The sequence below is a fragment of the Halostagnicola alkaliphila genome (genome assembly GCF_055379965.1).
In genome coordinates this window covers 571,413-584,377 of the sequence record NZ_AP043825.1, presented here as the reverse complement: position 1 = coordinate 584,377, position 12,965 = coordinate 571,413, and the positions used below count along the sequence as shown (strand labels likewise).

The 12,965-nt window shown below is 62.0% G+C and carries 5 protein-coding genes; 4 read left to right on the top strand and 1 reads right to left on the bottom strand.

Annotated features, from left to right (window positions below; all coding sequences use genetic code 11):
* Nucleotides 1–101: 101 nt before the first annotated feature.
* Complete coding sequence (locus tag ACZ5C7_RS04925) at nucleotides 102–1,241, top strand: fibronectin type III domain-containing protein (protein WP_464374976.1); 1,140 nt, start codon at nucleotides 102–104, stop codon at nucleotides 1,239–1,241.
* A 306-nt stretch (nucleotides 1,242–1,547) separates the two neighbouring features.
* Here ACZ5C7_RS04925 and ACZ5C7_RS04920 read toward each other — a convergent pair whose 3' ends face one another.
* Nucleotides 1,548–3,305, bottom strand: coding sequence for a helix-turn-helix domain-containing protein (locus ACZ5C7_RS04920; protein WP_464374975.1), 1,758 nt, complete (start codon nucleotides 3,303–3,305; stop codon nucleotides 1,548–1,550).
* A 335-nt stretch (nucleotides 3,306–3,640) separates the two neighbouring features.
* On the opposite strand from ACZ5C7_RS04920, the gene ACZ5C7_RS04915 reads away from it, so the two are divergent.
* From ACZ5C7_RS04915 to ACZ5C7_RS04905, 3 genes are all read left to right on the top strand, one after another.
* Nucleotides 3,641–5,455: a sensor histidine kinase gene (locus ACZ5C7_RS04915; RefSeq protein WP_464374974.1), complete on the top strand. Its 1,815-nt coding sequence runs from the start codon at nucleotides 3,641–3,643 to the stop codon at nucleotides 5,453–5,455.
* A 235-nt stretch (nucleotides 5,456–5,690) separates the two neighbouring features.
* Nucleotides 5,691–11,363, top strand: a complete 5,673-nt coding sequence (locus tag ACZ5C7_RS04910) for a right-handed parallel beta-helix repeat-containing protein (protein ID WP_464374973.1) — start codon at nucleotides 5,691–5,693, stop codon at nucleotides 11,361–11,363.
* A 2-nt stretch (nucleotides 11,364–11,365) separates the two neighbouring features.
* Nucleotides 11,366–12,547 carry a carboxypeptidase regulatory-like domain-containing protein gene (locus ACZ5C7_RS04905; RefSeq protein WP_464374972.1) on the top strand — a complete coding sequence of 394 codons (1,182 nt, stop codon included), beginning with the start codon at nucleotides 11,366–11,368 and terminating at the stop codon, nucleotides 12,545–12,547.
* The last annotated feature ends 418 nt before the right edge of the window (nucleotides 12,548–12,965 follow it).

Below are 12,965 nucleotides of genomic sequence, written 5' to 3'. Positions count from 1 at the left end.
TGCGTCGACGGAAGACACGTCGGAGATTCCTCCAAGTCGCCAGTGTTGGAAGCGTTGGTATCGCCGGGTGTACCAGCTTCGGCTTTACCAATAAGACGCCAATGACCGAGCTATCAACGCTCATCGCGACGTGGCGGGGACACGACCCAACCAGTTCAGTCACGCTACAATGGCTCGTACCGACAGCGGAACAGTCAGATCCGGTTACCGTCGAAGTTTCGGCCAAAAATAGCGACTCGTCCTCGAGCGAACGGACGACCGTCGCTCCGTTCGGTGATTCGGCGATTTCCCGCCACCGAGCAGTCTTCACCGCCCTCGAGCCGGACACGGAGTACCGGATTTCGGTCGACGATTCTGCGACCGACCTCGCCGTTCGAACTGCCCCCGAGGAGATCGCGGAGACCATGACGTTCGCCGAAGGCGGTGATATCGGAACGTCGTTGAGCGTCCCGCCACTACACGAACAGGCGTCGTCGTGGGATCCGTTGTTCGGGCTCGTTGGCGGCGACTTGGCGTACGCTGATGGAGTTGCTGTCGAAGAATGGGTCACTTTTTTGGAACACTGGCACGACCATATGCGTTCCGGGGACCGTCTTATACCGCTTGTCGCCGCTATGGGAGGTCACGAACTCAAAGGCGATGGCGAGTACTTTGGCACGCCCGACGAAGCCCCATTTTACTACGCACTTTTTGACAACGTTCGTCGCGATCACGCATACTGGGCGCTCGATATCGGGGCTGATCTATCGATACTGCTCCTCGATTCGAATCACACGACCACTGTCGCGGGAGCCCAAACCGAGTGGCTTGAGCGCGCGCTGTCCGAGCGTACCGACCGCGCCCACGTGATGACTGTGAGCCACATTCCCGCCTACCCCTGTGCGAAGCCGATCGAAGACGAAGAGCGAGGCGATATTCGTCAGCACTGGACGCCGCTGTTTGAGTCGTACAACGTCGACGCCGTGTTCGAACACGACGATCACGCGTATAAACGAACGCGTCGGCTCAGAGACGGCGAACCGGATCCCGACAATGGCATCCTCTACCTCGGCGATGGTGCTTGGGGGAAGGAACCGCGTGCTGTCTATTCGTCCGCCGAGCGCCCCTACCTCGAAGTGAGCGAGAGCGAACAGTACGTCCTTCGAACGACCCTCGAGCCCGATGGATCGCGACAGTTTCGAGCAATCAATTCCAACGGTAATACGATCGACCGGTTCGATGGCGATGGGGCTTCGCTGTAGGAATTTCTGTGCGAGTTCATGCAAATCGATCTACGTAGGTAGATTCGGTGGATACTCGAGCGCCTCGAATCTTACTTCACTTCAGTTCAGGGCAACTGGCTCGGCATGGCTGAAATCGAAATCAATGTACTCATTCGGCAGTGTCCTGACTGGCGGATTTCGGATGCACGACACTCCGTCCGGAGGTCGCTACATGGGAGAGTGCTCGCATTAAAAAGAACTTACAGTCGAGTGGCAATTCACCACTGAAGACGCTCGCACCAAACTGTACGACCCTCCCCATCAACTGACGGTTGAGGAACAGTACTAGACGGTGCTACTCGAGTCGAAGACTCGAGAGAGGAGTTTTCGCTCGGCCGCCCGGAGATGCTGTGTAAACGTCGCTCGGGAGACGCCGAACTGCGACGCAATTTCGGTGGTGTTGTGTTCTCGCGGCCGCTCGAAGTACCCGGAGTAGTAGGCGAGTTCGACCGCCTGTAGCTGTCTGTCGGTCATCGACGCAAGGAGGTCTCCCACCGTCGTCGTGTTCGTCGGGTGTCGGTTCGACTGGATCGAACCGACGCTCGCGTCGGGATAGTGCGATTCGAGGGCCGCCGAGAGCGTGTTAACGTCCCAGTCGTCGGGACAGACGACCGTAACGGTCACCCGTCCGTTATCGACGACCGTGTCGAGGACACGGCCCCCGCGTTCGGCCAGAAGACCCTCCGGCGTGGGGGTAGAGACGACCAGTTCGCATCGGTCGGTCTCCTGATCGATCGTCGCCGATGCGACGCCATCGATGTTGTCGGCGGCTACCTGGATCGCTGCTTCGGAACTAGACTCGAGTCCAAGAAGGTAACACAGCCCGTCCTCGCGGTAGATCGCCGTCAACACCTCGAGTGATTCTCCCTCTGGGAGGGTCGCGTTGAACGCGAGTAACGGGTTCCGGTCGTCCGTGAGTTCGAACGTTACGATGACCGGTGTCGCCGATACCAGCGATTGCTTCCACTCGGCTGTGCGGAACGCGTACCCGATTGTTTCGCCGTACTCGCCGAGCACCTCAAGTTCGTGCTCGTCGATTGGGTTGGGTTCGCTCCCGTAGACTGCGAGGACCCCGATGACGCTTCCGTCGTGCTCGACCGGGACTGCCGCTGCGGTCTCGAATCCGTGTGCCGTCGCGACGGCGTGCCACCCCGTTTGCGTCGACGTCGTTCCGTCCTCGCGATTCGATCGGTCGTCCGCGTCGGCAACGTGAATCGACGGAATGACGACTGGCTCGCGTCGCTCGAGGGCGGCCAGTGCGGGCTCGAAATTCCGGTCCGAGCTACCTTCCTGTGCGAACAGTTCGTCAACGTACGCCGCGTCGCCAGCGACGGACTGCGGGGCGAACCCGCGTGCGTGATCGTCGGTGCCGATCCAGGCGCACTCGTATCCGTGTTCGGTCACGAGGTGCTGGCAGAACTCGCGTGCGAGTCCCCTTCGAGTCGTCGTCGCGGTAACGATGTCGAGCATCGCCTCCTTGCTCCGGCGCTCCCGAGCGAGGGCTCGTTCGGCGCGATAGGAGTGGACTGTCGTCTCGATCCGCCGCGCCAGCACGTTGTCCCGTCCGGCGAGCATCCGCTTGGGAAGATAATCGGTGACCTGCCGACTGATTGCGTCGCTGGCGACGGTCTCGTTTCCGGCGCCGGTGACGAGCAAGAACGGCCGGTCGGGATCGATCTCTCGGACCGTCTCCAGTAGCCCCAGGCCGGTCCCGTACTCGAGTTGATAGTCACAGACCACACAATCCGGATCGACAGTTTCGAACGCCTCGCGGGCCGACTCGAGCGTGGTGGCCGTCGTAACGGCGAACGCTTCACGCTGGTGCTCGAGGACCGCTCCGGTGGAGTCGACCCACGTCTCGTCGTCGTCGACGAGCAGGATATCGATGGCGTCCATTCCCACGCTCGAGTTGCCTTCCGGTCGGTGATCAGACCGATCTCCGGCAGTCCGGCTAGTAGAGTGATCTTCGTCGGCCCGGCGATCAGACCCGTCGCCGCCGGTCATGATCGCGGTGTCGCGGCGACGGTCCGCGTGGCTCGCCATTGGGCAATTATCTGACGGACCGTCCACCAGTTACACTCGGTGAATCGTCGGTGGTGGACCATTTCGTTTGACAGTCTCCGCCTCTGACCGTAAAGGAGTACCCATCATACGGTGGTACAGTGTGGGAAACGAAGACGACTGCCCTCAGGACCGGGTACGGCCGCTCCCTGACTGGCTTCCCCGAATAGCGTTTTACAAGCGGACTAGGAGAGTGCCTCGAGGCTGGACTCCGAGGCGATTCACCCGCACTAATCTCGGAATCGTACGACTGGGACACCAAGCGACAATTGTGGCAAAATAGTAAAGTATAGACAACTGGCGTGTAAGAGCAGCGTATGACGTGGCAGTGGACTCTCTTCACCATTCCACTGGCCGTTGCGTTCTGTTTGTTATGTGTCGTGGCCGCGTTTCTGTTCGCTCGCTGGCGACGGGACGACAGCGCTCCCGGCATCGCGTTCGCAACCTGTCTCGTCGCCTCCATCGCGGTGACTCTGGGCTGGTACGTTCTCGAGCTTTCGGCCGTCTCCCTCGAGACAAAACTGTTGTTCAACCAGTTACAGTATCTCGGGCTCGCCCCCGTGACCCCGCTCATACTGGCCTACGTGCTCGTCTACATCGGCCGTGGTGACCTCCTGACGCGTCGGGGGTACCTCCTGTTGTTCTCCCCGGCTGTCATCACCATCGTCGCCGTCTTCACGAATGACTTTCACTGGTTGTTCTGGACCGATGTCTCGCTCGATCACAGTGGATCTACTGTGATGATCGCTAATGACTTCGGCCCGGCCTATGCGCTGTTTTTCGCCTACACGTACGCATACGCGACTACCAGTCTGGCGCTTCTCGGCTGGAAAGCCATCGACGCCCGCGGCGTCCACCGCTGGCAGATCGGGGCGTTGATCGTCGGCACCGTCACGCCGCTGGTCGGCGGGGCCGTCTACGTCCTCGGATTCGTTCCACCGCAGTATCCGACGCCCACCTACGTCGCGTTCGTTGTGACAGCGGTCGCGTTCTCCTGGCCCGTGTTTCGGTTGGACTTGTTCGGGTTGGTTCCGGTCGCCCATCGGACCCTTCTTGAACAGATGGACGGCGGCGTCGTCGCCTGCGACGAGAACGGGATCATCGTCACCGCCAACGACGGTGCAGCCACGCTCCTCGAGTCGACATCCGACGCGTTGGTCGGTGAACGGGTGGCGGACGAACTGGCCCCTCTCGTGGCGGGCGAAAACGACGCTTCCCTCCATTTCGCCGACGGACCCGGCGAGTGGACGACGACGGTCGGGAATCGGGTCGTCGACGTTTCGGTCACGCGCCTCGAACAGTCGAACACCCCCGTCGGTCGGCTGTTCCTCCTCACGGACGTCACCGAGCGCCACGACAGGGAGCGACAGTTGCATCGCCAGAACACGTACCTCGACGAGTTCGCGTCGGTCGTCTCCCACGATATTGCCACGCCGCTTTCCGTCATCGAGAACCAGGCGAAACTGGTCGAGATGACAGGCGACACCGACCACGTCGACGACATCTTCACGTCGACCGAGCGGATCCACAAACTGATGGACGAACTGCTCGAGTTGGCCCGCCAGGGGAAAGCGATCGACGAGACCGAGCCGACCGACCTCGCGACGATCACCCGGACGGTCTGGCGGGACATCGACCGCCGCGGGAACGGGCTCGTCGTCGAGTCCTCAATGCGATTTCTCGCGAGTGAAACTCGACTCGTCCAGCTCCTCGAGAACCTCCTGCAAAACGCGGTGACACACGGCCCGCCAGCTCGAAGGTCGGAGACCGACGCCGGGAGCGATCGTGGGGCCCTCGACGGCGACCTGACGATCCGTGTCGGGGCGCTCTCGGACGGTTTCTACCTCGAGGACGACGGCGTCGGTATCCCGCCGGACGATCGAACGCAAGTGTTCGAACAGGGGTACACCTCGACTACCGACGGAACGGGACTCGGACTGGCCATCGTCGAACGGATCGCAACCGCCCACGGGTGGACGATCGCGGCGACGGAGAGCGACGAGGGCGGCGCGCGGTTCGAGGTGGCGGGCGTCGACATCGTCCCGGCCGAACGTCTCGAGGGTGACACCGATCGGTTGCTGGCGGGCGACCGATCAGCCGACACGGCGAACGGCATCGTTCCCGAGCGCTGACGGCATTCTGTTGACGGTACAACTCGAGTCGATGGGCCTCGAGTAGAGCGCCACCACCATACACTGGTATCTGCTTCAAGTCCCGAGCGTGTCTCTCAGATTACCTGGGGGGAGGTTTCACAGATATGATTCAAGAACTGGAAAGTGCAGCGGTGGGGCGGTCGAACGATACGCAATCAGCGTGGGAACTAATCTCGAGATGGACGATTGAAACGGCAAAAACGGTTGATACACGATGACAGCAGGAAGCCGTCGCGTTGAAACGGTGTCGCTGGCGATCGGTATCGCAGTCGTCCTCCTCATAACGAGTATCGGATTGCTGTCTGCTGGCGTCGCAGCGGACACGACCGGCGGCGCGGCAGAGCCGATCGACGACGCGGCGAAATCGACCACGGTCGCACCGACGTACGAACTCGAGATCGACAACGACGGTAGCGCCGCCGCCATCGGGTTCCCCGGCTCCGTCGACGGTACCGTTGACGACCTCTTCGTCGAGGACACCGACGGCGTTTCCGCCGTCTACCGCTACTCGGCGGCGGACAACGCTTGGAACAACGTCCTCGCGGAAGACGGAGCCGACGACTTCGACGATGTCTCCGCCGACCCGATGGACTCGCTGGTCATCCTTACGACCGGCCAGGACGGCCCCGAGACGATTCCGCTCGAGATCACCCTCGAGACGGAAGCCGGTGAAACGGTTACGCCCGGCGAGCGAGACGTCGAAGCGGGGTGGAACTTCGTCTCCGCGCCACAGCACACCGACGCCGATACCGTCTTCGGTGCCGGCACCGCCAATACCTCGCTTGTTCTCGAGCGCTACGACGGCCCGCGAACCGTCGCCGTCGAGCAGACGCCCGAATTCGGCGAGTACTACCTCGACAGCGGCCAGCCGCCGACGACGGATCCCTTCAGCGGCTATTTCGTGTTCGCACAGGAGGACGGTACCATTCCGATCGTCGCGAGCGGTATCACGGACCGGGACGACGCAGATGCCCAACTGGCTCTCCCGACCATCGACGAGGTGACGGTCCGCGGCGACATCACGTCGGGAGCCGAAGACGGCTCGCTCGCCGACGGGGACCTCACCGTTCGACTCGACGGCGAGGAAATTGACACCACCGACGGCGAGTACGAGGAAACGCTCGCTCCCGGCGAGTACACGGTGACCGTGGAAGCTGACGGCCACCAAACGACCACGCGGGAACTCGACGCCCGTTTCGCCACAACGTACGAGGAGGACGTCGAACTCGAGGGTGCCGTCGTCACTCAGGACGGCGAGAAATCGTACGTCTCTGCGGCCGCGGCTGCGGAAGACGCCGGCGACGGCGCGACGATTTCTCTCGAATCGGGAACGTTCGAGGAGAATATAGAGATCACCGCCGACGGTGTCACCATCGAGGGAGCATCGGGAGTCTCGCTCGTATCGACTGCTTCGAAGACCGGCGAGACGACTGTCGTCGGCGACATCGATATCGATTCCGACGGGGTGACGATCAGAGACCTTTCGGTGCACGACGGAACGGTCTCCGCCGGTAGCTCCGACGACTTGGCGTTGTCCGGCCTCGACATCATCGGGGAGACCGGTACTGCTGATCCTGGAGTGAATTCGGCCGGTATCGAAGTCGAAGGTGGGACGAACCTCTCGATCACGAACGTCGCGATCGAGGCCGACCGAGGTATCTCCGTTAGCGGCGTTCAAAACGCCGATATGCACGGTATCGACGTGGCGACCGACGACGGGATTGGATTCGTCCTCTACGACGCCACGGGCGTCGATCTCGACAGGGTAACCGTCGACGGGGCGGACCAGGCCGTCGGACTCGTCAATGTAGCCGACAGCACCGTCGGGAACATCGCGATCGAAGACAGTACGCTCGGACTCGCCGTCGGGAACGAAAGCGGATCTCAGACGACACCGGGGAATCTTACGCTTATGGATACTCTCGAGCTGGACGCTACCATCCCGTACGCAGAGATAACCGAAGGGGATGCGGAGCCGGTTGAGATCGATCGCCCCGACGGACTGACTCACACGATTCAAACCGAACCGGTTAGCGGAGTGCCGGTCTCGGTGACTGGATTCGCGTACACCGAAGCAAACGCCATCGCGGGTGCGGTCGCGCTCACCGATGCGAGTGGCGGACAGCCGCTCGCCGAAGCTAGTGCGGTTCAACGATTGTCGGACGACGTGTACGTCGTCGCGTCGGAAACGTCACTGCAGGACGCGACCGACATCGCGGACGAAGACGCGATGATCGAAGTCCGCGGCGGAACGCACGAGGAGGGAGCGACGATCGAAACCGACGGTATCACGATAACCGGCGAGGATGCGACGTTCGAGGAGACGATCGTCGTTGACGGCACACAGGGCGTGACCGTCGACGCGGTGACAGTGACCGACGCGACCGATGGCATCGTCGTGCTCGATTCGACCGACACGACGCTTACAGGCGTCGACACGAGCGGGAACAGCAATCTCGGCATGATCGCACTGGGATCCGAAGACGTCGAAATCTCCGGTGCGACGTCCAGCGACAACGAATTCGGGCTGCTCAACGTCCAGGACGATACGTCCGTTTCTGTCGTCAACAGCACCTTCAACGGGAACGAGGAGGGAATTCTCAACGACGGCGACGGAATCGTCACCGTCCGGAACAGTACGATCGTCGGGAACCACGACGGTGCTCTCAATATGGGCGGCGCCACCCTCGACGCCGCCGAAAACTGGTGGGGCGACGCCAGCGGGCCGAGCGGCGACGCCGACGGCACCGGCGACTCGGTGATCGGTAACGTCGACTACGAACCGTGGCTCGACGCACCGCCAGGCGACGAGCCGGGTGGCATAGAGGACGCCGGCGTCGAACTATCGAACTTCGAAACGGACACGACGGCGGCCGACCGCGGCGACACCGTCACCACGAGCGTCGACGTGACCAACGCGGTCGAGAGCGTCGGGTTCTCGACGATGGCGATCGATGACGGCGCGGAACTCGAGGTGGAGTACGTCCTCGTCGATGGCACGGATGAAGAATCGATCGCGACCGAAACGGTGAATGTTGTCACGGGCGAGACGAAAACCGTCGAATTCGCCGAGTCGCTACCCGGAAGCACGACCGCGCACGAGGAGCGGTCCGTCGAACACGAAATCAAGATCGCCGGCGAAGGGGTAGGCGAACGTGCCGACCTCGAGCTGGCGAACCCGATCCAGACCGCGCTCGAGTTCGCAGATTCGGAGGACGCGAACACGGTCGACGTCGAATCGGGTACGTACGACGAGACGGTCGACCTCGCCGTCGACGGGCTGATGGTGACCGGTCCGGCCGACGGAATCGCGACGATCACGAACGACGCCACGCCGATGACCGTCTCCGGAACCGGCACCGCCGTCGAGGGACTGACGATCGAATCGACCGATCTCTATTCTGCCGTCGAAATCGCCGGGTCGGCGACCGACGTGACCGTGGCCGACAACGCGATCGCCGGCGGGATCAACGTGGCCACGAACGACGAGAATCTCGAGGGAGTCACGATCGAGGGCAACGAGATCGATGCTTCGGAGAACAATGGCGTACTCGCATCGGTTAGCGGCGACGGTGCGGTGATCGACGGCCTCGAGATTGTCGACAACGCCTTCGAAGCGTACCATCAGAACGCGATCGAAGTGTACTCCTCCAGTGGCGGCGAATTCACCGCCCCGGTCGAGATCTCCGGGAACGAAATCGTCGCGGAGGATATCTTTGAATCCGACGGGATCTACGTCCACGCATCGATAGAACACGTCTCGATCGAGCACAACGAGATTCGTCACGCGCAGAGTAGCGCGATCAACGTTCAGGGAGCTGCGGACGAGATCACGGTTCGTCAGAATACGATCGCCGACAACGAGAACGGGATCAAACTCTACGGTTCCGGGACGCTTGATGCAACCGAGAACTGGTGGGGCGACGCGAGCGGTCCGAGCGGCGAGGGCGACGGTACCGGCGACGCAATTGAAGTCGGCGATTACGCGTCCGTGGACTACGCGCCGTGGCTCGACGGGCCGATTCCCGACGGCGAACCGGTCGTCGGCGACGCCGCCGGGAGGGTGACCGCCTCCGGCGACACGAGTGAAGCCGATGCCGGAACGAACGCGATTACGGCCATGCAGACGCCCGGAACGAACGAACCGGTCGCGGACGCGACCGTGACGGTCTACCCGTTCGACCCGGACGCTTCGGGCGACGAGACGCTCGAGCCGATCACGGTCGACGCGAACGGAGACTATTCGGTCGAGGACCTTCCGGTCGGAACACACGGGTTCGTGGCCGAGGCGGACGGGTTTGCATCCGAGGTAAAAGAGGTGACGGTCAACGACGACGATACGACCACCACGGACTTCCATCTCGAGTACGCCGGCGGCGGGACCGTCTCGGGAACCGTCTCGCTCGACGAGGTGGATCCAGCCGAAGACGTGACGGTGACTGTCGCCCTCGAGGAGACCGACGACGAAACGACGACTTTCCTCGCGGCCGATACAGACAACGCGGCGTTCATCATCGACGACGTGGCTGTCGACGTCGACGACGGCTACACGGTGACCGCGACGGCGGATTCGGCGAACTACGGAGACGCCGTTCAGGACGCCGTCACGGTCGATGTCGGCGAGACGGTCGACATCGACGACTTGGCCCTCGAGCGAGACACCGGTGGTGCCGAAGGGACGGTGACCGCCTCCGGCGACACCGCCTCGAGTGGTGGGGCCTCGACCAACGCCATGTCGACCATGACTACACCCGGTGCGGGGGAGAACGTCGACGACGCGACGGTTACGGTTCACTACTTCGACACGGATGCGAACGGAGACGGCGACGTGACCGTCGACGTGACCGACGGCTCGTTCAGTGTCGACCAATTGCCGGTCGGGACCCACGGCTTCGCGGTTGAGGGCAGTGGGCTCGAATCCGACACGCGGGACGAAACTATCGAGGATGGTTCAACCACGGAAAACGTCGACTTCGACCTCGATTACGCTGAGGCCGGCACCCTCTCGGGAAGCATCTCGATACCGGAGCTCGCCGATGGGGACTTTCCGGTGGACGTGGCAGTCCTAGACGGGGAAGACGAGGTGGCGAGCGAGGAGGTGACGATTGCTGACGGCGACAGTTCAGCCGCGTACACGTTCGAGAACGTCGACGTGAACGTCGACGATGGCTACACGGTGAGCGCGACGACCGACGCGTTCGAATCCGCTCCGGAACAGGAGAACGTCATCGTCGATGTTGAGGGCGAAACCACTGGTGTCGATATCGCCCTGACCGATCCCGTGGCACAACGGGTCGACGTCGATGCCAGCGACACGACGACGACAGTCGGCGAGTGGGTCGCATTCACCGCGACCGTGACTAATGACGCCGGCACCCCTATCGAGGGCGTCACCGTCGAATCGACTCACGATGGAGAGGACGTCGACTACCGAAACGGGGAATCGAGTCAGACAACGAACGAAGGAGGAGAGGCGAGTTTCGAAGCGACCACGGAGACCGAACAGCAGTTCGATGGTAGGGACAATAGCATTCAGTTCACGTTCACCGAACAGGACAACGAGAACGAAGGTATCGAACACCGCGTGGAGTTCGAAGCCGATGAGATTCACACGTTCAGTGTCGAAGACGACACCCTTGATGGGGCTCCTTACGTGAATATTGAAGTGATTGCGGAAGACCAGTACGGGAACGACGTCAACTTCGATGTCCAGGTAGAGGTCTCCGGCTTCGACGATCTCACGGAGCCGTGTTCGGATTCGTGCACCGAAACTAGCTCGCCCATCAAATTCGAAACCGATGCTCTTCAGGACTCGGGAACGGCCGAGTTCACGGAGACGAATTCCGGGATGACGGATTCACTAGACTTCACCATTGAGCGAGTGTAATGATGGATACATTCACTTCGTTCGAACGACGGACGGTCACGAATCGATCGGAAGACGACGCGCGGTCCGAAGCCCACGGTACGAGACGCACCGTCACTGTGGGACTAGTGGTGCTGCTCGTCTGCACCGTCGCGATCGGCGCGCTCGCAGCGCCAGCACTCGCACAGGACGATCACAGCGACGGGCCGCCGCCGCTGCCGGCCGCCTACCACGGCGACCTCGAGATCAACGGCGAACCGGCCGACGCGGGCGTCGTCATCGAAGCCGAAATCGACGGGGAGGTCCGGGGCTCGAGTACCGTCGGAGAAAGTGGCACCTACGGCGGGCCCGACGCCGAGGACCCGAAGCTCGAGGTCGACGGGACCGACAGCGACGCCGGCGAGAACGTCACGTTCTACGTCGAAGGCGATGACTTCGACCGGACGGCGGTCGACGACGCCGAAACCGTCACGTGGGAACCCGAATCCGTCGAGCGGGTCGATCTTAGCGCCGCGGTGGACATCGACGACGGCGGATCGGGAGGAGATGGCGACGGTGGGAGCAACGAAGGCGACAACGAACCAGGTGATGGCAGCGAGGGGGCCGACAGTCCTCCGAGTGCAGTCATCGATATCATGCCGGGCACGAGCGTCGACGACGGCGAGACGGTGACGCTCTCCGCCGCGGACTCGAGTGACGACGGCGAGATCATCGGGTACGAGTGGACCCTGGACGGCGACGCGGTGGGTACCGACGAATCGGTTTCCATCTCGCCGGAGGTTGGCATCTACGAGGTGGCTCTCACGGTGACCGACAACGCCAGCCAGACTGACACCGCGACCGAGACGCTCACCGTCGACGACGCGGACGAACACACCGCGACCATTACCGTCGAAGATGCTGAGGGGGATCCAATTGAGGAAGCAACCGTCACGATTGGCGAGCACAACACAGAGACAAACGCCGACGGGATTGGGACGATCGCCTTAGAAGCTGGCCAATACACGGTGACCATCGAGGCCCCCGGGTTCGAGTCGACGAGCGAGACGCTGACAGTTGCGGACGGTGACGTGACGCTTACCGCATCGCTCGAGTCGACAGCCGAATCGGATAGCGTGCCACTGCTTGTGATGTGGCCGGGCGTCGCAGCACTGATCCTCGTCGGATCCGCTTGCTACCGCCTCCGAGCCCATTACTCCGGTTGATCGTCGGGGCTTGCTCGAGTTCGGCTCGATTCCGCGATGACGCGAAGCACCTCGAACCACTCGGCTCCGAGGCAGTTCACTGTCTGGCGACCCGGGGCCGCTTCTGACGGGTCATTTGAGACTGTAGTCGGTCCTTGGTAAGACGATACTGCACTTGAGAGAGGACTTCCATCACCAAGGGAACCGAATCTAGGAGAGAGTCAGCAACGCCTCCTCGGGTCGACTCCAGGCTCTTACAAGACGAGTATTCTCACTTCTCGAGCAACGGGTGAAAGTGCAGTTGTCATCCTCTCATCTCTAGTAGTACTATCTCATGGTATACACAACCGTTTTAACGGGAGGAGAACCTGCACTACCGTATCACTGAACACTTCGCACATTTTTAACGGGGTTCGCTGAGGATAGAAAGCACTCCCCG